Origin of the sequence: Aeromonas ichthyocola (genome assembly GCF_046087985.1) — a bacterium.
Classification (GTDB): Bacteria; Pseudomonadota; Gammaproteobacteria; order Enterobacterales; family Aeromonadaceae; genus Aeromonas; species Aeromonas rivipollensis.
In genome coordinates this window covers 723021-744348 of record NZ_JBJSWH010000003.1, presented here as the reverse complement: position 1 = coordinate 744348, position 21328 = coordinate 723021, and the positions used below count along the sequence as shown (strand labels likewise).

Here is a 21328-nt window from a genome sequence, read left to right as displayed (position 1 = left end):
AGGCGAGCCATCATCTCAGGCAGGCCCTGCCGACCATGGCGCCACCCGGTCGGCCTCATCGGCGGGCAATATCACAGGAGAGAACATCAGTGAGTCAACAATTCAACGTAGCTGTACTGGGCGCGAGCGGCGCCGTGGGTCAGGCCATGATCGAGATCCTGGAGGAGCGTGCCTTCCCGGTCGCCACCCTCTATCCCCTGGCCTCCAGCCGCAGCGCCGGTGACACGGTGCGCTTTGGCGGCAAGAACATCGAGATCAAGGATGTCGAGGAGTTTGACTGGAGCCAGGTGCAGATCGCCCTTTTCTCCGCCGGGGCCGAGGTCTCTGCCAAGTGGGCGCCCATCGCGGCCGAGCAGGGCTGCATCGTCATCGACAACACCTCCTGCTTCCGTTACGACGAAGACATCCCCCTGGTGATCCCGGAAGTGAACCCGGATGCCCTGGCGGATTTTCGCAATCGCAACATCATCGCCAACCCCAACTGCTCCACCATACAGATGCTGGTTGCCCTGAAACCCCTGCAGGACGAGGTGGGCATAGCCCGCATCAACGTGGCGACCTACCAGTCCGTCTCCGGCTCCGGCAAGGAAGGGGTGAGCGAGCTGGCTGGCCAGACCGCCCATCTGCTCAACGGCCGTCCGGTGGAGCCGACCCTCTATCCGCAGCAGATCGCCTTCAACCTGATCCCGCAGATCGACAACTTCACCGACAACGGTTACACCCGTGAAGAGATGAAGATGGTGTGGGAGACCCAGAAGATCCTGGGGGATGCCAGCATAGCCGTGAACCCCACCTGCGTGCGGGTGCCCGTCTTCTACGGTCACGCCGAGGCGGTCCACGTCGAGCTGCACCAGCCGCTGGACGCCGAGCAGGTCAAGGAGCTGCTGCGCAATGCCCCGGGTGTCACCCTGTTCGAAGACGATGCCGACTACCCGACCCCGGTGCGCGACGGCACCGGCAAGGACGAGGTGCTGGTCGGCCGGGTGCGCCAGGATATTTCTCATCCGAGCGGTATCAATATGTGGATCGTGGCCGATAACGTTCGTAAGGGCGCGGCGACCAACAGCGTGCAGATCGCCGAACTGCTGGTGCGCGATTACCTCTGAGGCTGCTTTGCGGCCTGTGGCGGGGAGGGAACCCCGCCCTAGGAGGTGACTGAGAGGCTAGGGATGTGACCGGGGGCGCACTCTCCGGTTTTAAGAATGTCGCGTGATATCAGTGAGCTAGGTTTTTTTCTACACTCGGGTTCAGGTCTGGGACTCATGTCTGGCCTGGATCGGGCTCGCAGCTGATAGGCGCCGGACGGGAAATATGTCGGATCGCTGGCTTGAGACCGGCGGCTGATTTATATTGAGCCGATTGTTTTGGGGTAACTATCCAGATTTTTCAATGTGATAGGGCCATCATACGAAGGAACGAATATGGGACATTCCCGCATAACGCTGGCAACGCTACTCGCATTGGGTCTTCTGGGCACGGCTCAGGCCGATGAGGCGGGACGAGAGCCTTTCTTTGTCGAGCTCAAGGGCCCGGACGGTGCCGCGCCCCCTGTCGTTCAACCTCAGGCCCAGCCTGTGGCACCGGCCCAGCCGGCTCCTAGGGCCCAGCCCATGGTGCGTCAGGCGCCCAGCGCGGCGGCAGGCAGCTATGGCCCTGTCCGTTCTACCGATACCCTCTGGAGTCTGGCGAGCAAGCATCGCCCCTCCAGCCGGGTGACCGTCTACCAGACCATGGTGGCGATCTACGACAAGAATCCCCGCAGTTTTGCCGACGGCAACATCAACCACATCCTGGTGGGATCCCGCATTCTGCTGCCCAGCGCCGCCGAGGCGGGCCGCATCACTGACGCCGAGGCCCGTCGCCGCTTCAACAGCGACAACGCCAGCTGGAAGGGGCTGAGCCCCAAATACCTGGCCGAGAAGCAGCCCCATCCGGTGGCGACCAAGCCGGCGGCCAGCGCGCCGGTCAAGGCCGTGGCCAAGGCGGCCCCTATTCCGACGGCCGCCTCCAAGGTGAGCGCGCCCCAGGCGGCTGCCGAAACCAAAGAAGTGGCCAAGGCTCAGCGAACCGGCGCCAAAAGAGGCGGTGGCTCCCGCTGCTGCCCAGCCGCGCAGAGCACCACGCCAGCACCGCTGCCTCCGATCCTGGCGACCCTGGTGGGCAAACCCTCCACCGAGATGGCGCTGGCGCTGGAAGATGCCAACGCCCAGCTCGGTCAGGTCACTGAGATGAACCACAGGCTCAAGTTGCGCCTGCAGTCCCTGACCGAAGAGGTGGAGACCCTCAAGGCCCAGTTGCAGGATCAGACCGCGCTGCAAAAAGAGGTGGCGGAGCTCAAGGCCAAGCCGGTGCCGCCCGTGGTGGCCCCCGAACCCAAGCAGAACTGGGTGATGGAGCTGCTCGCCTCGCCGCTGAACCTCGCCATGATCATTTTGCTGCCCGTACTGCTGGTGCTGGCGCTGGTGACGCTCTGGCTGCGGGCCCGCGCCCGCCGCGAGCTGGAAGAGCAGGAGAAGAGCCTGTCGGAGTCCACCTCCATGGTGATGGGGGAGGAGAGCAGCGAGTTTGATGATCTGCTCAGCATCGATGTGACCGACAACGAGCCGTGCGTCCCATGCCGGATCTCAATGACCCCGGTGGTTACAATGGCAGCCTGGATGCACCGCAGCGGCCCCTGTGACATATCTTCAGCGATGATGGTGAGGTGGCGCTGGAGGGTTTCGAGCCGTGGAGCCTGCGCCCAGTCGGCCAGCCGGGATCCGGATCTGGTGCCAGATCTGGATCTTATCCATGACGATTGCAAGGTGCAGCTCAGCCCGGCCATGGATCTTGGCCAGCGAGTCCGAGGCAAGGCCCGGGCCAGCAACGAGATAATGAGCGAAGAGGAGCTACAGGCGGCCCTGTTTGCCGAGCTGGATGCCGACCTCTCCGCCGATCTCAGACCCCGAGCAGAGCCAGCGCGATGTTGGCTCCTGCGACGACGAACTTGCCAGCCTTTGATTTCAGCGATTTCGAGAATGCCCTTTGATGAGCCGACCTGGCAAAAAAGGCGATGATCACGCCGCCTCATACCCGCGCCGAGCGATGACGATGCTGGCCGAGCTGGGACTCGAGCCCACCAAGGCAAGGAGGCCGAGCTGGATCTGGAGTGGGATCCTAACGAGCTGGCGCTCTCCGATTTTGAGGATGCCTTCACCGAGGTGGAGTCCCATCAGGGCGATGTGAAGCCGCGTGAGCAGGCTAACGAAGGCGGTTATGTCGAGATAGACAAGCTGCTGGCTGAAGCCAATGCCAGCAGCACTGAGCAGGAGCCCTATCAGGGCTTCTCGCTGGATGTGGGGCTGGATGGCTTCCCCGAGGTGCTGCCGGAATCCACCGGCTTTGACGTCGATGCCGATGACGGTGGCGTGGGGGCCAAGCTGGATTCTGGCCGTGCTTACCTGGAAATCGATGACAAGGAGAGCGCCCGCGAGCTGCTGCAGGAGGCGGCAGAGCAGGGCAGCGATCACCAGCGCGCCGAGGCGGAGAAGCTGCTCAAGCGCTTGGGATGAGTCCTTTCCAGTGTTAACACCATGAGAAGGGCAGCCAGCGGGCTGCCCTTCTCATCCTGGCCGTCTTATTGCACTGTGCGTGCAAGGGCATTTGAACCGATTTCGCGGTTTGTGGGCCCGGGCTGAGCGCGTATAATCCGGCCCGTTTCTTTCATCCTTTCCCCACAAGACAAGATTCATCCATGCGAATTGCCCTAGGTATTGAATACGACGGCAGCCGGTACTTCGGCTGGCAGCGTCAGCGCGAAGTGATCAGCGTGCAGGCCGAACTGGAAAAAGCCCTCAGCCGCATCGCCAACCACCCCGTCTCCATCCAGTGCGCCGGCCGTACCGATGCCGGGGTGCACGCCACCGGTCAGGTGATCCACTTCGATACCGAGGCGAACCGTGCCGAGGGCGCCTGGACCCTGGGGCTCAACTCCAACCTGCCCCCTGACATCGCCGTGCGCTGGGTCAAGGAGGTGGACGAGAGCTTCCACGCCCGCTTCAGCGCCACCGCCCGTCGCTACCGTTATGTGATCTACAACCATAACTTCCGCCCGGCCATTCTCGGCAGCGGCGTCAGTCACTACCACGAGACCATAGACGCCGACCTGATGCACCAGGCGGGCCAGAGCCTGCTCGGGGAGCACGACTTCAGCACCTTCCGTGCCATCGCCTGCCAGTCCAACACCCCCTGGCGCAATGTGACGCACCTGTGCGTCAGCCGCTCCGGCCCTTACATAGTGCTCGACATCAAGGCCAACGCCTTCCTGCACCATATGGTGCGCAACATCACCGGCTCCCTGCTGCTGGTGGGGCAGGGCCTCAAACCGGTGGAGTGGATAGCCGAGGTGCTGGCGGCCAGGGATCGCAATCTGGCGGGGCCGACCGCCAAGGCGGGGGGGCTCTATCTGGTGGACGTGGATTACCCGGCAGAGTTTGGCCTGCCGCAGTTGCCGCTCGGCCCGCTGTGGCTGCCGGACTCGGCACCGGGTACGACCAGTTTTTAGTAACTGGGCCCGAAAATTTGTGGTTTAATGATCCGTCATTTATTGCCATCGAGCCGTAAGTCATTGAACAATCAAGGCCCGATGCGTTTTGTCAGGCACAAAAGCATTAAGGAATTCCATGAGCTGGCTTGAGAAGATCCTTCCCAAGAGCAAGATCACTACACCGCGTCGTCACAACATTCCGGAAGGGGTGTGGACCAAGTGTACCGCTTGCGAACAGGTGCTCTACCGGGCAGAACTGGAGCGCAATCTCGAAGTGTGCCCCAAGTGTGATCATCATATGCGGATCAGCGCCCGCGCCCGCCTCGAGAGCTTCCTCGACGAGCAGGGCCGCACCGAAGTCGGTGCCGAGCTGGAGCCGCAGGACATCTTGAAATTCAAGGATTCCAAGCGCTACAAGGATCGTTTGTCTGCCGCTCAGAAAGAGACGGGAGAAAAAGATGCGCTGGTGGTGATGAAGGGGACCCTCAAGGGGGTGCCGGTCGTCGCCTGTTCATTCGAGTTCTCCTTCATCGGTGGCTCCATGTCCTCCGTGGTCGGTGCCCGCTTCGTGCGCGCCGTCGAGGAGTGCATCAAGGAAGGCCGCGGCCTGGTCTGCTTCTCCACCTCCGGTGGGGCGCGGATGCAGGAAGCGCTCTTCTCCCTGATGCAGATGGCCAAGACCAGTGCGGCGCTCGATCGCCTCACCAAGGCGGGCCTGCCCTTCATCTCTGTGCTGACCGACCCCACCATGGGGGGCGTCTCCGCCAGTCTGGCCATGCTGGGTGACATCAACGTGGGCGAGCCCAAGGCGCTGATCGGCTTCGCCGGTCCCCGCGTCATCGAGCAGACAGTGCGCGAGAAGCTGCCGGAAGGCTTCCAGCGCTCCGAGTTCCTGCTGGAGAAGGGTGCCATCGATCTCATCATCGACAGGCGCGAAATGCGCAACCGTCTGGCCGGCCTGCTGGCCAAGCTGATGAACACTCAGGTCATCGAAGACTGAACATGAGTTCGCACATGCAACAATCTCAAAGCCGGTCGCTGGTCGACTGGCTTTCTTATTTGGAACAGATCCACCCGGTCAACATCGACATGGGGCTGGAGCGGGTCGGCGCCGTTGCCCGGCGCATGGGCCTCACCCGGTTGCCGTTCAAGGTGATCACTGTGGCAGGCACCAACGGCAAGGGCTCCTCCTGTGCCATGGCCGCCAGCATACTGATGGCCGCCGGTTACAAGGTGGGGGTCTACTCCTCGCCGCACCTGCTGCGCTTTACCGAGCGGGTGCGTATCGATGGGGCCGAGCTCTCTGACAGCGAGCACTGCGCCGCCTTTGCCGAGGTGGAAGCCGCTCGCGGCGAGATTGCCCTCACCTTCTTCGAGTTCGCCACCCTGGCGGGCCTGTGGCTCTTCTGCCGTGCCGCGCCCGACGTGCTGCTGCTGGAAGTGGGGCTGGGCGGCCGGCTCGACGCCACCAATGTGGTGGAGTCCGATGTGGCCATGATCACCTCCATCGCGCTCGATCACTGCGACTGGCTCGGGGATACCCGGGAAGCGGTGGCAGTGGAAAAAGCGGGCGTCTACCGCGCAGGCAAGCCCGCCATCAGCGGCGAGCCCAATCCCCCAGCGACCATCGCGAGCGAAGCGGCACGCATCGGCGCCTCTTTGCGTCAGGTCGGCCGCGACTTCCAGGGCGATGAGCACCATACCGGTTGGGATTACCACGGCCTGAATCACTGGCTGGGGCTGCCCAAACCGGCCCTGCCGCTGATGAACGCGGTCACAGTGCTGGCGGCGCTGGAGTCCCTCGGCCTGCCGCTGGCGGAGTCCGCCATCCGTGAAGGGCTGGCCAATGCCCGGCTGGCGGGGCGGATGCAGCGGCTGCAAGACGAGCCGCTGGTCATCGTTGATGTGGCCCACAATCCCCATTCGGCGGCTTATCTGGCGAGTCAGCTGCGCCAGATCCCCGGCACAGGCAAGCGCCGCGCCGTGGTCGGCATGCTGAAAGACAAGGACATGGCGGGGTCGCTGGCCGAACTCGATGGCCTCATCGACCAGTGGTTCCTGGCCAGCCTCACAGGCCCGCGCGCCGCCACTGCAGAGCAGCTTGCCGCCGCCCTCGGGGACGGGCAGGGCCCGGCGGCGACCTTTGACGGCGTGAGCGCGGCTTATCGGGCTGCCCTGGCCGTATCGAGTCCTGATGATATGGTCATCGTCTTTGGTTCGTTTTACACTGTCGCCGACGTGCTGGCGGCGAGCGCCTGAGCCGTTTCTGAGCATCATGGGTCCAGCGACACGGGCAGGGAGCTGCCTGGCGCTGAGGTTGCATAACAGCATGGCTGCTGGGGACCGTTCATCGTGGATGTCCGCAAGATTGCAGTTGAGTTTAAGTAACATGGGTGGAAATTAACTTGGCTTCGAAGTTTCAAAACAGATTAGTGGGGACCGTCATCCTGGTCGCCCTGGTTGTCATTTTTCTGCCGGATCTGATGGACGGCAACAAGCTGGAGCAGAAGGAAGAGGCGTTCGCCAAGATCCCGCTGCGCCCTGAGCTTGAGCCCGCCAAGCCCGCCTTGCAGGTCTCTGCCGCCAGTACCCTGCCGGCCGATCACCTGGCGAGCCAGCAGCAGGCCTCTGCCGCCACCCAGTGGCAGGTAGAAGAGATTGGGGATACGGTTACCCTGGCCGCCAATCAAGCCTCTGCTGCCACCCAGGCACAGCCAGCGACCCAGGTTGCGGCCAAGCCTGAGCCCAAACCCGTGCCCAAGCCCGAGGTGGTGGCCAAGAAACCGGTGGAGCAGCCCAAGCCCAAGCCGGTGCCCCCCAAGCCGGTCGAGGTGAAGAAGCCGGTGGAGAGCAAGCCGCAGGTGGGTCAGATCAAGTCCATGGACGATCTCATCGCGAGCAAGATGACGACCCAGGCGGCCACGCCGGCACCCGCAGCGGCAGCCCCTGCCCAGGGCAGCTGGATCCTGCAGCTCGGCGCCTTCAAGAATGCTGACAGCGTCAATGCCCTGGTGGGCAAGCTGAGGGCGGCCGGCTACTCGGCCCAGACCTCGCCGAGAACCCCGGTGCAGGGGCAGATCAACCGGGTCTTTATCGGGCCGGATGTCTCCAAGGCCAAGCTGCAGGGCATGCAGAGCAGGATAAGCCAGATGACGGGGCTGAGCGGCTCAGTGGTGGCCTACAACCCCTAAGGCGGGTTTGACGAACGCCGAACAAAAAAATACCGCGCCTCATTTCACAGATGGGCGCGGTATTTTTTTGGCACCTGTTCAGGGTCTCAGGGAGAGGCGGTGCTGGTTTTTAGATGCACTTCACCGGCTTGGGCAGGCCGGCAATCTTGGTGGCCTGCTTGGCGGGTCCCTCGGGGAACAGCTTGTAGAGGTAGCGGCTGTTGCCCTTCTCGGGGCCGTATTGTTTCTCCATCGCCTTGACCAGGGCGCGGATGGCGGGGGAGGTGTTGAACTCCAGATAGAAGGCCCGCACGAAGCGCACCACTTCCCAGTGCGGCTCCTCCAGCACTATGCCCTCCTGCTCGGCCAATACCAGCGCCAGCGCCTCGCTCCACTCTTCGCTGTGGCGCAGATAGCCCTTGGCATCGGTCTCGATGAGTTGGCCGTTGAAATGCAGCTGATGTTGTTCGGACGGGTGCTCTGACATGGAGGCTCCTCGGGCTGTCGGGATTGGGCGGGCATGGTAGCGCCTTGATCTTCGGCGAGCAACCGGCGCAGACGCGCCAGGGGGCATAATTCACCGGGCAGGGCCGTCGCCCCGCCCGGTGTGCGTTCTCTGGACTGGTGCCTTTCTTCGCCCGTCAGACGTTGCCTTGCCGGGTGAGCAGCTGGCCGTCGTTGGCCAGCATCAGCAACTCGTCCGCCAGTTGGCTGATGAGGGTGAGCTGCTGGGTCAACATCAGCTGCTCCTCGCTGCTGTCCGGGGCTATGGCCGGGCATGAGCCCTCGAGCTGGGCCGGCATATCCCCCGCCAGATGGCCGGCGGCCCGCTCCAGGGTATGGCTGATGTGGCGGCTGATCTCGTCAAGGCCTTCTATGGGCTCCAGCCTGTCACGGTGTGCCCCTAGGGCCGAGATGTAGGAGAGCAGGGCGTGGTTGCGCCAGGTGAGGGTGAAGCAGAGATCGAGGAAGCGGCGGCGCTTGCTCGGCTCCACCAGCATGCTCTGCCAGGCCATGGCCAGCTCGCTGTCGGCCAGGTGGGCACACTTGCGGGCCACCCGGTAGTCGAGGGACTCGTCGCGCTGGCGGTGCAGGCTGGCGAGCACAGCCGACAGGTAGCGGGCGTTGGCAGAGAGGGAGTTGGCAATCAGGGTCGGCAGCCGCTTGTATTGCCAGTCCGGCCAGAGCCAGGCCACCAGGGCGTAGGAGAGCAGGCAGCCGAGCAGGGTATCGAGCAGGCGCGGCCCCAGGATGGCGAAGCCGATGCCATCCAGCAGGTTGAACGCCATCAGCACATAGAGGGTGATGAAGCAGACGGCGGCGCTGTAGTTGCTGCGCACCTGGGTGAAGAAGAGGAAGGCTGCCAGTCCCATGATCCCCAGTTGCAGGTGCAATTCGGGGAAGAGCCAGAGCACGGGCACGCCTATCAAGATGCCGGCGAAGGTGCCGAGCATACGCTGCACCAGGCGGCGGCGGGTGGCGCTGTAGCTCGGCTGACAGACGAACAGCACCGTCAGCAGTATCCAGTACCCCTTGTCCAGACTGAATGCCTGCAGGATGCCGTAACCCACCACCAGGCCCAGCGACAGTCGCAGGGCGTGGCGAAACACCATGGAGTTCGGGGTCAGGTGCTGCTTGAGCAGGGTCAGCAACGGCAAGGAGGCAGGCCTCGCCAGGGGCGGCAGGCTGGCGGGAGGGGAGGCGGGGTTTTGCAGCTCCTCGGCGCTGGCCAGCAGCTCGTTGATGCTGGCCAGGTTGCGGCGCAGGAACTTCATCGGCGTCAGCAGGGTCTTGGGATAGTGCTGCTTGAGATGGGTGAACTCCAGCTGGTCGCCAAGGGCCTCCAGGGTCCAGTGGATGCGCTTGTGATGGGCATAGGGCTTGTGCACCAGGATGGCGTAACCGAGCCGCTGGCACGCCTCCGAGAGCTGCAGGAACACCTCCTGGAAGCCGTCCAGCACTATGCCCTGCTTGAGCTCGGCCTCGAGCCGGCTGTAGGGGTAGTGGCTGGAGGTGGCCCGCTCCTGGATCTCCAGTGCAAGCAGGTAGAGCCGCAGCAGGCCGGCGAGCTCGGGTGCCGCCTGATGGCGGGTACTGAGGCGGGCATTGAGCGCCGTCTTGGTTAGATTCAGGGCATTGACCAGGTTGATGTTGAGCTGGGCCAGGTTGTGGCGAATGGCCTGGGCGCCGTGCTCGTCCGCCGGGAAGAAGCGGGACTTTTCCAGCAGGTAGCGGCCGAGGGCGAAATAGCTCTGGGCGAGCTGCTCGTGCAGTGTCTTGTAGGGCAGCAGCCAGAGCCAGACGAGAGAGACCAGGCCGTACCAGAGGGCGCCGGCACCGAGCGCCAGCGGCTGGTAGAAGAGATCCGGCGCCTTGGCGGCTCCCAGCATGGTGTAGATGGCGATAAGCAGGGAGCCGAAGCTGATGGTGGCGTAGCGCTGACCGAGCGCCCCCACCATCACGAAGATGAAGGTGGAGCCCGCGAGCCCCAGGGCAAACAGCCAGGGGGTGGGGAAGAGGTACTGCACGCACAGGGAGGCAAACAGGAAACAGACCAGCGTCATGGCGAGGTTCTTGACCCGGCCCCACAGGCTGTCATCTGTCTCGGCGATGGCCCCCGCCACTACCCCGAGGGAGAGCAGCACGGTGAGCTGGATGTCACCGGTGGCCAGGGCGAAGGCGAGCAGCCCCAGGATGGCCAGCAGTACCTTGAGGGCGAAGTAGATGTGGCTGTCTGTCAACAGGCGGCGCAATAAACCTGAGAAGTCCATGGGCATGCTAGGCACCACCCTTGAGCGAAATGAAATGGATATGGCTGTCTGTCAACAGGCGACGCAGCAAACTGGAGAAGTCCATGGGCATGCCAGGCTCACCCTTGAGCGAAATGAAATCGATGTGACTGTCGGTCAGCAGACGGCGCAGCAAACTGGAGAAGTCCATGTGCATGCCAAGCACCACCCTTGAGCGAAGTGAAATGGATGTGGTGTCGGTCAGCAGACGGTGCAGCAAACTGGAGAAGTCCATGGGCATGGGATAGACGCAACCCTTGAGCGAAACGAAAGTGACAGCATAACTCGTCGGTAACGAAGTGGCCCTGATTTGGATCAGGGCCACTTTGCTTCATATCCTTGATTTGCAACTTATCCTGACAGAAACAGGTGCCAATAAAAACCCCGCCGAAGCGGGGTTTTTCATCAGTTGCGGTTGCCGCCAAGCAGGCTCAGCAGACTCAGGAAGATGTTGTAGATGGAGACATACAGGGTCACGGTGGCGGAGATGTAGTTGGTCTCGCCGCCGCGCACTATCTGCTGGGTGGTCAGCAGGATGGCGCCGGAGGAGAACAGCATGAACATGGCGGACAGGGCCAGGCTCAGGGCGCTCATCTGCAGGAAGATGTTGGCGACCATGGCCACCAGCAACACCCAGAAACCGACGAACAGCATGCCGCCGATGAAGGAGAGGTCACGCTTGGTGGTCAGGGCATAGGCCGACAGACCGAAGAAGGTGAGCGCCGTGCCGCCGAGCGCGGTCATCACTATCTCGCCGCCACCATTGTTCATGTACATGTTGATGATGGGGCCCAGGCTGTAGCCCAGCAGGCCGGTCAGGGCGAAGGTGAACACCAGCCCCATGCCGTTGTCACGGTTTTTCTCGGTCAGGAACATCAGACCATAGACACCGATGAGGAAGATGGCCCAGTGCAGGGGCGGCATGTTCATCACGGTGGCAACCCCGGCCACCACGGCAGAGAAGCCAAGAGTGAGGGAGAGCAGCATATAGGTGTTGCGCAGCACCTTGTTGGTGTCACGCGCGGCACTCTGGGTGCCAGTGTAGATAGAACGGGTATCCATCTTGGTGTCCTCTTGATTTCCGGGGTGAGGCGGCAGATTCCGCTTCGTTAACGCATTGTATGCACTGAATGTGTGGATGACGAGCGCTGATTTCAAGCGCCCCCCAACTGTGTCGGCCTCTACTATTCCAGAGCAAAGATGTATTGCGCATGAACAAGAGGATGAAGCAGCACGAGCGGCAAGGGGCGGATGGATTTGCAGACCTTGGTGCCGGCTGGCTGCGGCGGCTACTCAGTTTGCGCCCGCCCGTGCCGGGTGACCTGTCTGGGCGAATAGCCAAACAGCTTGCGAAACGCCGTGATGAAGTTCGCGACATGGCTGTAACCCGCGTGCTCGGCGGCCTCCTGCAGGGAGATGCTGCGCTTATCGAGCGGGCCTTGCTTGCCCCGCTCAAGCACCCCGCCTCGCTGTTTGTGGCTGTGGCCAACAACCCCTTCACGCCGGGAGTTGGTCGATCCGAGTTTCACCGGGATCAGTTGCGGCAGTTTGCCCTAAGCGTGGCGGCGCGCCCCGGTCACAACCTGCACGTCACCAGCCGCTACTTCGAGGAAGAAGACCACCACTCTGTCTATCACCTGGCGGTCTACCAGGGGTTGCAGCAGCCGTTTCGGGGCTACCGGCGGGATCTGACCCCGGGCCTCTTCAGCCGGCAGGCTGTCATCGCCCACTACGAGGCCCTGAACCGGCGGCTTGGCAGCCAGCTTCGCCCCCAGAAGGAGAGCCTGCTGACTATCAGGGAGAAGGGCGAGCGCTGGCCCCAGATGCAGATCTCCGTGGCCGACGCGCTGCTGGAACACTATTACGGGCAATGAGCAGGGGATGGGCAATCAATAAGGGTAATGAAGGCAGGCAGTTAAGGTGGAGAGTGGAGGCGAAGAGTGAAGGTGAAGAGTGAAGGCGGACAGCGACGCCCTGCGGGGCTGGGCCCGGCCATTTTCGGGTGGCCGTTTGTACGCAACCGGGCGCGGGATCCGGCCTTCTTGTCTTGTCGGATGGCGCCAGGACAGGCGCCGCTTCACTCATAGACCCGGCCGAGGTTGTCCGGGCTTTGCTGTGTCCGCCGCTCCCCGCATAGGCCGCTTGGCCTGCTGCGCAGACAGACCCGCAAAGGGCCTTTTTCTTGTCGGCGCCCATCACCCAGGTGCAACCGACGTGTAAATGCAGAGCGATGAGGGTCCTGATCTCTCACGCCATGGTCTCGTTCGATCGCCCAATCTCGCCTCACCGCTCCCCCAGTGGATGTCGCCTGAAGCCGTTTGGCGTCATGCATGGAAGAAACTCGCCAGCCGGCCCCGGATATGGATGACAAGAACAGCCGCAAGCGATGGAGAAAGGAAAATGGGCGGTGGTGCAGGTTATTGAGTCTGTCGAATTAAGGCCTCAAATGCTCCCTCATTCTGAGGCGATATATTTCATTGGCAAATTGTTATTTTAATGTTAACTAATCACAAACTAATTATTATATCCATGAGCCAGCTTCTGAATACCTTAATTTAAATTTCATTAAGTCAGAGTTCAGTTATTACTTATAAAAAACAGCTTTTTTCTGATCGTAAACGTTTTTTTATCGGCTAATCTCGATCGAATGTATCGAGGGATCGTTCCCATAGAAAGATTATCTGTTGCTATCAATGTCTTGTTTGGACTTTAATGCTGTTTTTATTGTCTTTGTGGTTTTTTGATCTGCTTGGTTGCCTTTTAATTCATCTATTTGATGGATATTATGTGGGTGTCAGAGTTTAATTCTGTTTACGAGCCTCGATTGGAATTATTTCAATCGAGGTGAGGGCATGAATTGGAACTCTCATATTGTCACCGAATTCATGTCGTCTAGATTGTGCTCCCGGGTACGATTTTGGCGGAGCTTACCCCCTTGTTGCCGGTTTTCGGTGCGCATCCATCGATAATGGGTATGGGAACGAATCACTGTGGAGCGATGGTATCTGGCCTGTCACAAGACAGGAAAACATAATGCACTCAGGGTTAAAGCATTTCTGGCACATCTGAATATTGAGGTGCTGATACCCCAGATTCGCATGCATCAGTCGAGGCTGGATCGCCCTGGTCAAATAAGGTCCGTTTGGGAGCCATTATTTCCAGGCTATCTCTTTATTCACTTCGATCCTGAGACACACCATACGTCGAAAGTGTCGGCTTGCCCTGGCTTGAGCCACCTTGTGCGGTTTGGCGGGGTGATAAATCCTCTGCACGAGGCCGTGGTCGATGAGGTCCTGCAGTTGGTGTTGACGGTAAATGTGGAGGCAGACGAGTCGATAAAGCAGCTCGTGAGCCCTGAGCCCCAGGCTCAAAAAGCACCAGCCTTGACGGAGTCACAACGCAGGCAGATAAGGCGGGTGATGGCGGAAAAAAATGGGGTGACACGTTCGGCACTGTTTTATGCATTTGTCGAGGCGAGTCGATGCTGCCCCTGACAATTGAAGTTATATAGCTGATTAGGTGAGTCTGTATTTGATACCCAGAACATCAGCCATCAAGAACCTGGTAATCGAGCATATTGTGAAAAAGAGTGACGTCAAAAAACAGAAGATTTATGGTGCGTTGCTGGCGTTATGCCCTGCGGTGGAAGGAAATATCCCGCCTTATGATGACTGGCCCAAGACGCGGGAAATTGCAGATGCGTGCAATGAGACCATCTATTCAGCGAGGCTCTACTTGCTGGCACTGGCAGATGAGGGGGCAGTTTATTGTTCATATCAAAACGTGAATAACTCCCTGCGCTGGTATCCTAGATTGTGCAAGGACGAACTGCCTGATATAGAGCCTGTCATTCTAACGCCACTAGCATGATCCATATATGACAGCATCCAATATGTGGATGCCGTGATGATGTCTCTACTCTCCATTATATGTTCATTCTCCCCCCGAGAGGGAGGCTTCTTGCTGGTATTGATAACCTACTGCCGCGGCGCTGATTAATGGCGCCATGGAGCAAAATAATGATTACAGTTTAATAAAACAAGATATATCAGGGAGATATATTTTCAGGGTGACTTTTGTCAGTGACATAGACGTTTATTTACTGCTAGGTACTTGCCAGATGTATATCAATGCTCAGGATGTATTTTTCTGAGAGATAGACTTTGGCGCTTATTAATTTACACATTCATTTGAGGTTTTTATGAAAAAGTCCCTGTTGGCCATGGCCGTTGTGCTCTCCTCTGGTATGAGCCTGAATGCATTCGCTGCCGAACCGGCGACAATCGTGACCGGTGGTACCGTTTATTTCAACGGTGAGGTTGTCAATGCGGCCTGCGCGGTGAGCTCCGACTCCCTGGATCAAACTGTTTATCTGGATCAGGTACGCACTGCCGCCTTTAACGGCGCGGCGGATGCGCCTGCAAATCAACCGGAAAATTTCGAAATCAAACTGGTTGACTGCGATACGAGTGTACAGGCCACGGCCGCAGTGTCATTCACGGGCACCACAGCCCCTGGCAAGACCTCTGTGCTGGCCAACTCGGCGGGTTCTGGTGCTGCACAAGGGGTGGGTTTGGTGCTGATGGGGCCGGACAGCGAGGTGCTGGAGATCAATACCGGTGTACCCTCCAGCAAGGTGACCCTCGTAGATGGCACCACAGTCATACCGTTGTCGGTCGACTATATCTCCACCAGCACTGTGGTCACACCGGGCCCCGTCAGCAGCGTGGCCAATTTCAACGTGCATTACGAGTAAGGGAATTGGCTGGGTGGCTCCTTGTCGGAGCCACCCATTCCGTTATGTCCCAACGTTAGATTGCAGGGTGTCTCGGTATCGGGGGGGCAGTCGTACAGGCACTTGCTGTCACGCAATGACACTCCTCTTTTTGTTTACCCGCGGTACTTCCGTCTTCCGAGAAGGCAATGGGGTACTGGTATCACCGGCAGCCTTCTTGATTGATGAATGCCCATGGTCGGTTGACGGTCTGGGGTCGAGAGAGCCGGCAGCAGGGGAGCCGGGTGCAGGAGTCGAGGCACCTTTTTGGTGAGTAGGGCTCTGCAATCTATTGGGTCATCGCCTTGTTATCGATCGTTTCGAAGGGGCCGTCGGTGCTAAGAGCATTGCAAGGGATGTCGCTGTCCATTCTGGTCGCCATGACGCCATTGGGTGTCGCGGCAGAGGGGGGCAAGCGAGTACGAACTGCCGGCGATGTGAACCTTGAGGGGCGCGTCGTTTATTCAACCTGTGCCATTGGCGCACCCGAAACAGCGCAGCTGATATCGTGGCAAGAGGGGCGAATCACGTCCACAGAGTGGACCGATGCCAAGTTGTTTGATATTCGGCTGAGCGAATGCACCTCTGCGGTCAGTCAGAATGTGAGTGTCCGTTTTAGCGGTGTCGAGGATGAGGGCACAGATGATGTCGGGAGATCGAATGAGGTTGAAGAGGGGGCCTGGAATTGGTCCGATGGTCGGGTGGTCATTCAGGTTGCCCATGATCCAACACTCTTGCGTTTCGTAAATGGTCCCGTATTCCGGTTCCACTCCAAATTCAAATTTTTGGTGCCCATGTCCAGTGAGTCACCGGTCAGCGTTCCAGTATATTTTTTAGTCGCCTATCCTTGAGAGGTATTTATGATAGCGCACAAAAGCATGCATTCACTTTTTATAGGGGCTGCCCTCTATTTCATCAGCACTGCCATTCATGCGGGTGGTGTGGTGCTGGGTGCCACTCGCGTTATATATCCTCAAGGCAATAAACAGGTGTCGTTGGCCGTGACCAACACCGATGAGAAGGCGCTTTTTTTGATTCAGTCCTGGTTCACGGATAGTGAGGGAAAAAAAAGCAATGACTTTGTGGTCACGCCACCATTGTTTAAATTGATGCCGAAAAAAGAGAACACCTTAAGAATTATTTATGTGGGGGCAAATCCGCTGCCCGCCGATCGTGAAAGTGTTTATTATCTCAATGCCAAGGCCATCCCTGCTGTTTCAGAGGCGGCTCAGAATAGTAATACCCTGCAAATTGCCACCCAGAGTGTCATCAAGTTGTTTTATCGACCCCAAGGGCTGGCCGTGCCACCGATAGAGGCGCCCGCCATGCTGCGTTGCAATCTCGAGGGCAGCATGCTGACGGTTCGCAACCCGTCGCCCTATTTTGTCACCATGGTCAATCTGCAGGTAGGAAAGACAAGAGTCGCCAACATGATGGTCCCACCATTGGCGACTGAGCGTGTCGACGTCGACAACTTGACGGGGGATGTGACATTTCAATCAATCAATGATTACGGTTCTCAAACCAAGCCGTCCATTTGCCCTAAATCGTAATGGATGCAAGCCATGTCGTATTCGAAGTCACTGGCCGTATTATTGGCGGGATGGGGCCTGCTCTCTGATGCTCAGGCCGATGTCCAGTTTAATCCTGCATTCTTGTCAGGTGATCCGTCCTCGGTGGCGGATCTGGCTGCATTTGAACAAAACGAACAGCTACCGGGAACCTACCGGGTCGATATATTTCTGAACGATCAGTTTGTGGATACCAGAGATGTGGTGTTCGCCGTCAGCACATCCAAAAAGGATGGCGATGGTTTGCGGCCAGTGCTCTCCGTCGATGATCTGGTTGCCTTCGGCGTCGATGCGCAAGCGCTGTCAGAGGGGCAGCCCGCCGTGGGGGAGGAGATGGCCGGGCCTGTCGATATTCGGGAGCTGATCCCCGGTGCCGATTATGTCTTCTACTTTGAGCGTTTGCGGCTCGATGTGAGTATTCCGCAGGCTGCCATGAGTCGGCGCGTGCTGGGTGAAGTCTCGGAAGAGCTGTGGGATGAAGGTATCAACGCGCTGATGCTGAACTACATGTTCAGTGGCAGCAACAGCGTAGGCAAGGAAGATATAGGTGATGACAGCTTTGTTGCACTCAACACCGGTATCAATATGGGGGCGTGGCGGTTTAGAAATTACTCGACCTGGAACAAGGGTGATGAATCGAGCGAATTGCAGAGTGTGAGCAATCATATTACGCGGGCCATCATCCCATTGAAGAGTGAACTCGTCATAGGTGATAGCAGCACCCTGTCCGACATATTTGACAGCGTGGGTTTTCGTGGCGTGCAGCTGGCATCAGATGAACAGATGTACCCCAGCAGCTTGCAGGGATATGCACCCACGGTACATGGCATTGCGAAGAGCAATGCCAGCGTCACCATCAAGCAGAATGGCTATGTGATTTACCAGACCCATGTTCCTCCGGGTCCATTTCTGATTGAGGATCTGTTTGCGACCTCGGCCAACGGCGACCTTGATGTGGAAGTGAAGGAGAATGATGGCAGCATCAGCCATTATGTTGTGCCTTTTGCATCCATTCCAACCTTGCTCCGTGAAGGTCGGGTGAAATATGACGTGACGTTAGGGAAATATCGTTCTGGCAGCGATATGCAGGAAGAGCCTGAGTTTATTCAGGGTTCCCTCGCCATGGGGGTTCAGGAAACGGTGACGCTCTTTGGCGGAACACAATTATCGTCGGATTATTACTCCTTTGCGGTGGGGATTGGCAAAAACATGGGGGACTTCGGTGCCATCTCGGCCGAGTTATCCTATGCAAATACGGTACTGCCGGATGAAAGCGAGACACAAGGACAATCCTTCAGCCTGCTTTATGCCAAATCACTGGTGGACCTTGGCACTGATGTGCAGCTACTGGGGGCCCATTATTCTACGCAGGGATATTACACCTTCGCCGATAGCACCTATAAATCCATGTCTGGTGATCTGGATGACGGTAATAATGAGTCGGACGATTCTGGCCATGATGATGAGCCAGTCAGCCGCTATGACCTCAATTATGCCAAGCGCGGCAGGTTGGAGGGCAGCATATCCCAGCAGATAGGGGATGCCGAGTCGGTCTATTTGAGTGCGCGAGTGCAAAATTATTGGGAAACCGATGAAGAGGACAGATATCTGCAACTCGGTTATTCCGGTGTGTGGAAAGACATCACTTACTCACTCGCATACAGCTATAACCAGAGCGCCTTTGAACCTGAAGAAGACAAGGTCATCTCGCTGAATATTTCCCTCCCCGTCGGGCGATGGCTGGCAACCTCGGATGATTACGCCTCTGCCTACGCTGATTATGGTGTCAGCTACGATGCGGATGGACGGACGACGAACCGGATTGGGCTGAGCGGGACCGCCTTGGAAAATAAGAACCTGAATTACAGCGTTCAGCAGGGATATACCAACCAGGACGTGGGATCCAGTGGCAATGCACAGATCCAGTATCAAGGCGCCAGAGGCGATATTGAGCTCGGATATAACTACAGCGAGGACAAGCAGCAGGTGACCTATGGCGGAACTGGCGGTGTTGTGGTGCATGCGGGCGGCGTGACCTTCAGCCAGCCACTTGGCAACACCAATATTCTGGTGGCGGCACCGGGTGCCGAGGGGGTCGAGATTGAGAACACCATAGGCACTGTCACCGACACCGATGGCTATGCCGTCATCCCTTATGCCTCTAGCTATCGCCTGAACCGCGTCGCGCTGGATGTGAATTCGTTGCAGGACGACGTGGAGGTGGATGAAGCCGTCGCCATGGTGGTGCCGACCGATGGCGCTCTGGTGCGTGCAACGCTTGAGACCAGGAAAGGGATCAGAGCGCTGTTTGCGCTGACTTTCGATGGCAACCCCGTTCCCTTTGGCGCGCGTGTTGTCAGCGAGCAGGAGGGCGTATCGGGCATTGTGAGTGAGGAGGGGGTGGTGTACCTGGCTGGTCTGGCTCCCACAGGATCCCTGGATATCCGATGGGGTGCCGGGCAGGATCAGCGCTGCGGGGCCGATTACCTGCTGCCGGAACCGGCGAAGCAGGCACCCATCACCCGGTTAGCCATAGCCTGTCATCAGAATAAATAGACGCATCGTCAGTGTTTCTCCTGAATGCTTGATAAATATTCCTGTTATTTAAATGAAAGGTGTGAGTAATGAGGGTGTGTCATTATTTTTCAGGTGACCAGTGGGCCTATATGGGTGGCAAGAGTGCATTCACCGGGTTGATACGTTTGGCCATGATTTCTGGAATATGGGGAAGCATGATGGCGAGTGTATTTCATGTATCCACCGTCTCGGCCAAGACATATCTGGGGCCACCCAGTGGTCAAATAACCATAACGGCACCAGAGAATAATTCCGAGGCTTATCTGGTGGCGAATGCAGGATTGACAGCCGCCAATGTCTGCCACCCAAGTGATCCCACGGTCAAAGATAGAGAGGGGAGTTTTTTCAGCTATACCGCGGCCACGGCTCATACCGTCGAATTTAATGGAAAAGTACATACCCTCATGTCAACGGGTAATCCCTATTTCGGGGTCATAGTCCCGACCAGGGATACCTCAGCCCCAGACAGTGATGCCGTCCCCCTTGCCTGGACGTTCACGACCTGGTATCCGACTCCCAACGCCACGCGGGCACCTGGCACCGATGCCATTGATGCAAGATTTCGTTATGTCTTGTATGCCATGCCCGGTGAGTTGCCAGCAGGCAGTTATGTGATTCCGCAAATGGAGGCGTTTTTGGGTGTTGATTGCCGAGATGAGGAAGGGAGGACATATCAGGATCGCGTCGGGCAGCGGGCCTTTACTGTCAATGTCGCCGCCCGGGGGTGCGACGTGACCTCTCCGGCGCATACCTACATCGACTTCGGCGAGCTGAGTTCCCGTGATTTCTCCGCCGTTGGCAGTACCACCAGCACTATCCCCACCATGATCAGCTTGCAGTGCGATCCCAATGTCGAGATCCACTTCACACTCTCGGATCAGACCAACCCGAGCAACAGAACCAGCATCGTAGAGCTGACTGGCGACAGTACCGCCCGTGGGTTGGGGGTTCAAGTGGTCAATCCAGGGAGCGGCAAGTTCTATTCGCTGGGGCCCGATGACGCCAGCAACCACGGCATCAATCAAGTCTGGCTGGGGCAGAGTGGTCCCCAGGGTGGCACATTCAACTTCCCCCTCGGCTTTCGCTATATCCGGACCGGGGAGATGACGGCCGGTACGGCGACGGCCCTAGTGGGTGTCACTTTATCCTATCAATGAGGCGGACGTGATGAACAGCAAGATAGCCGCGAGCATCGGCCTTGCCCTGTGCGGCGCCGTCTTCTTCGCCGGGGCGGCGGATGTGACTATTGAGGTGCGCGCTACCCTGATCCAGCCGGGTTGCGTCATCAACAACAATGCGGCCGAAATCGTGGACTTCGGCACCTTCCCGTCCAGCAGCATCAGACTGGGGGCGCCCCCCTCTCAACCTGGTTTGATCCAGACGGTTTCTATGCCCATCAGCTGTGTGGACATGGGCACAGGAGTGACGCTGAGTGTCAACGCGGCGGCCTCTGCGGAAAACCCCGCGCTGATAGAGACCGGCAAGGCGGGGCTGGGGGTGGCTCTCTCGACCCAGAGTGACGTGGCCGACAGCGGTGACTGGATAGTGCCCAATACCGGAAAACTGTCGGTGCCTCTGCTCAATGGGGAGGGGACAGTGCTCTTCTATGCGGCCCCTGTGGGTACAGGCGCCCTGCCACAACCCGGGGTGTTCAGCGCCCAGGCCGTCTTGAATGTGGAATACCCATAACACCGGTGGCTGCCCGGATCCGGCCAGAGGAATCCTGGCGATGGCGCGCCCTCTGATGGTCTCTGTCTGACCCCATGCCCGCGTTGGCAGCCACAGCTCGCCCTGCTCGATAGCCCGGTGAATCCGGTTCTCTCGTTTTCATGTGCCCTTGTGATGACCTGATCCCGGTGATTCTGGCTGGCCTCTGCTGGGTCGCAATAGGGCGCTTGCCCAGCCGCAAAAACGACAGGGCA

Annotated in this window: 21 protein-coding genes; 16 read left to right on the top strand and 5 right to left on the bottom strand. The window is 58.9% G+C overall.

Annotated elements, in window-relative coordinates; all coding sequences use genetic code 11:
• The first annotated feature begins 89 nt into the window (after positions 1-89).
• From ACF2JD_RS12255 to dedD, 7 genes are all read left to right on the top strand, one after another.
• The gene (locus ACF2JD_RS12255; protein WP_440987502.1) at positions 90-1106 is read left to right on the top strand and encodes an aspartate-semialdehyde dehydrogenase; all 1017 of its coding nucleotides are present in this window, start codon (positions 90-92) and stop codon (positions 1104-1106) included.
• A 315-nt stretch (positions 1107-1421) separates the two neighbouring features.
• A complete protein-coding gene (locus ACF2JD_RS12250; protein WP_440987501.1) occupies positions 1422-3056 on the top strand; it encodes a FimV/HubP family polar landmark protein in 1635 nt (544 codons plus the stop codon).
• A gap of 144 nt (positions 3057-3200) precedes the next feature.
• The gene (locus ACF2JD_RS12245) at positions 3201-3551 is read left to right on the top strand and encodes a FimV/HubP family polar landmark protein (RefSeq protein WP_440987500.1); all 351 of its coding nucleotides are present in this window, start codon (positions 3201-3203) and stop codon (positions 3549-3551) included.
• A 182-nt stretch (positions 3552-3733) separates the two neighbouring features.
• Positions 3734-4543, top strand: a complete 810-nt coding sequence (truA, locus tag ACF2JD_RS12240) for a tRNA pseudouridine(38-40) synthase TruA (protein WP_163137233.1) — start codon at positions 3734-3736, stop codon at positions 4541-4543.
• Positions 4544-4661: 118 nt separating this feature from the next.
• On the top strand, positions 4662-5525 hold the full coding sequence (gene accD, locus ACF2JD_RS12235; RefSeq protein ID WP_025327347.1) for an acetyl-CoA carboxylase, carboxyltransferase subunit beta: 864 nt from the start codon (positions 4662-4664) through the stop codon (positions 5523-5525).
• A 2-nt stretch (positions 5526-5527) separates the two neighbouring features.
• The gene (gene folC, locus ACF2JD_RS12230) at positions 5528-6784 is read left to right on the top strand and encodes a bifunctional tetrahydrofolate synthase/dihydrofolate synthase (RefSeq protein ID WP_440987499.1); all 1257 of its coding nucleotides are present in this window, start codon (positions 5528-5530) and stop codon (positions 6782-6784) included.
• Between the two features lie 146 nt (positions 6785-6930).
• Positions 6931-7716, top strand: a complete 786-nt coding sequence (gene dedD, locus ACF2JD_RS12225; protein WP_262110745.1) for a cell division protein DedD — start codon at positions 6931-6933, stop codon at positions 7714-7716.
• A 109-nt stretch (positions 7717-7825) separates the two neighbouring features.
• Here dedD and ACF2JD_RS12220 read toward each other — a convergent pair whose 3' ends face one another.
• The 5 genes from ACF2JD_RS12220 to ACF2JD_RS12200 form a co-directional block, all read right to left on the bottom strand.
• Positions 7826-8182, bottom strand: coding sequence for a TusE/DsrC/DsvC family sulfur relay protein (locus tag ACF2JD_RS12220; RefSeq protein WP_041204294.1), 357 nt, complete (start codon positions 8180-8182; stop codon positions 7826-7828).
• Between the two features lie 154 nt (positions 8183-8336).
• On the bottom strand, positions 8337-10472 hold the full coding sequence (yccS, locus tag ACF2JD_RS12215) for a YccS family putative transporter (RefSeq protein ID WP_440987498.1): 2136 nt from the start codon (positions 10470-10472) through the stop codon (positions 8337-8339).
• A 1-nt stretch (position 10473) separates the two neighbouring features.
• On the bottom strand, positions 10474-10809 hold the full coding sequence (locus ACF2JD_RS12210; protein ID WP_440987497.1) for a hypothetical protein: 336 nt from the start codon (positions 10807-10809) through the stop codon (positions 10474-10476).
• Between the two features lie 80 nt (positions 10810-10889).
• Entirely contained in the window at positions 10890-11546 is a 657-nt protein-coding gene (locus ACF2JD_RS12205; RefSeq protein ID WP_005302492.1) for a Bax inhibitor-1/YccA family protein, read from the bottom strand.
• A 227-nt stretch (positions 11547-11773) separates the two neighbouring features.
• Complete coding sequence (locus ACF2JD_RS12200) at positions 11774-11896, bottom strand: AraC family transcriptional regulator (RefSeq protein WP_240455327.1); 123 nt, start codon at positions 11894-11896, stop codon at positions 11774-11776.
• On the opposite strand from ACF2JD_RS12200, the gene ACF2JD_RS12195 reads away from it, so the two are divergent.
• The 9 genes from ACF2JD_RS12195 to ACF2JD_RS12155 all read left to right on the top strand — a co-directional run bounded on the left by ACF2JD_RS12195 (position 11861) and on the right by ACF2JD_RS12155 (position 21095).
• Entirely contained in the window at positions 11861-12358 is a 498-nt protein-coding gene (locus ACF2JD_RS12195) for a hypothetical protein (RefSeq protein WP_440987528.1), read from the top strand. The genes ACF2JD_RS12200 and ACF2JD_RS12195 overlap by 36 nt on opposite strands.
• A 1116-nt stretch (positions 12359-13474) precedes the next feature.
• Entirely contained in the window at positions 13475-13978 is a 504-nt protein-coding gene (locus tag ACF2JD_RS12190) for a transcription termination/antitermination NusG family protein (protein ID WP_440987496.1), read from the top strand.
• A gap of 85 nt (positions 13979-14063) precedes the next feature.
• A complete protein-coding gene (locus ACF2JD_RS12185; RefSeq protein ID WP_204356798.1) occupies positions 14064-14354 on the top strand; it encodes a FaeA/PapI family transcriptional regulator in 291 nt (96 codons plus the stop codon).
• A gap of 331 nt (positions 14355-14685) precedes the next feature.
• Positions 14686-15240 carry a fimbrial protein gene (locus tag ACF2JD_RS12180; protein ID WP_111911536.1) on the top strand — a complete coding sequence of 185 codons (555 nt, stop codon included), beginning with the start codon at positions 14686-14688 and terminating at the stop codon, positions 15238-15240.
• Between the two features lie 374 nt (positions 15241-15614).
• On the top strand, positions 15615-16109 hold the full coding sequence (locus tag ACF2JD_RS12175; RefSeq protein WP_111911534.1) for a fimbrial protein: 495 nt from the start codon (positions 15615-15617) through the stop codon (positions 16107-16109).
• Between the two features lie 9 nt (positions 16110-16118).
• Positions 16119-16811: a fimbrial biogenesis chaperone gene (locus ACF2JD_RS12170; RefSeq protein ID WP_204356796.1), complete on the top strand. Its 693-nt coding sequence runs from the start codon at positions 16119-16121 to the stop codon at positions 16809-16811.
• A 12-nt stretch (positions 16812-16823) separates the two neighbouring features.
• Positions 16824-19385, top strand: a complete 2562-nt coding sequence (locus ACF2JD_RS12165) for a fimbrial biogenesis usher protein (protein ID WP_395949960.1) — start codon at positions 16824-16826, stop codon at positions 19383-19385.
• 68 nt (positions 19386-19453) lie between these two features.
• Positions 19454-20563, top strand: coding sequence for a fimbrial protein (locus ACF2JD_RS12160; protein ID WP_395949961.1), 1110 nt, complete (start codon positions 19454-19456; stop codon positions 20561-20563).
• Positions 20564-20573: 10 nt separating this feature from the next.
• Positions 20574-21095, top strand: a complete 522-nt coding sequence (locus tag ACF2JD_RS12155; RefSeq protein WP_106886499.1) for a fimbrial protein — start codon at positions 20574-20576, stop codon at positions 21093-21095.
• Positions 21096-21328 lie beyond the last annotated feature (233 nt).

Coding starts and splice junctions, on each gene's coding strand:
- folC (WP_440987499.1), top strand. CDS start 5,528: ATGAGTTCGCACATGCAACAATCTCAAAGCCGGTCGCTGGTCGACTGG.
- ACF2JD_RS12250 (WP_440987501.1), top strand. CDS start 1,422: ATGGGACATTCCCGCATAACGCTGGCAACGCTACTCGCATTGGGTCTT.
- yccS (WP_440987498.1), bottom strand. CDS start 10,472: ATGCCCATGGACTTCTCAGGTTTATTGCGCCGCCTGTTGACAGACAGC.
- ACF2JD_RS12170 (WP_204356796.1), top strand. CDS start 16,119: ATGATAGCGCACAAAAGCATGCATTCACTTTTTATAGGGGCTGCCCTC.
- ACF2JD_RS12175 (WP_111911534.1), top strand. CDS start 15,615: ATGTCGCTGTCCATTCTGGTCGCCATGACGCCATTGGGTGTCGCGGCA.
- accD (WP_025327347.1), top strand. CDS start 4,662: ATGAGCTGGCTTGAGAAGATCCTTCCCAAGAGCAAGATCACTACACCG.
- ACF2JD_RS12195 (WP_440987528.1), top strand. CDS start 11,861: ATGGCTGTAACCCGCGTGCTCGGCGGCCTCCTGCAGGGAGATGCTGCG.
- ACF2JD_RS12165 (WP_395949960.1), top strand. CDS start 16,824: ATGTCGTATTCGAAGTCACTGGCCGTATTATTGGCGGGATGGGGCCTG.
- truA (WP_163137233.1), top strand. CDS start 3,734: ATGCGAATTGCCCTAGGTATTGAATACGACGGCAGCCGGTACTTCGGC.
- ACF2JD_RS12155 (WP_106886499.1), top strand. CDS start 20,574: ATGAACAGCAAGATAGCCGCGAGCATCGGCCTTGCCCTGTGCGGCGCC.
- ACF2JD_RS12205 (WP_005302492.1), bottom strand. CDS start 11,546: ATGGATACCCGTTCTATCTACACTGGCACCCAGAGTGCCGCGCGTGAC.
- ACF2JD_RS12220 (WP_041204294.1), bottom strand. CDS start 8,182: ATGTCAGAGCACCCGTCCGAACAACATCAGCTGCATTTCAACGGCCAA.
- ACF2JD_RS12160 (WP_395949961.1), top strand. CDS start 19,454: ATGAGGGTGTGTCATTATTTTTCAGGTGACCAGTGGGCCTATATGGGT.
- ACF2JD_RS12180 (WP_111911536.1), top strand. CDS start 14,686: ATGAAAAAGTCCCTGTTGGCCATGGCCGTTGTGCTCTCCTCTGGTATG.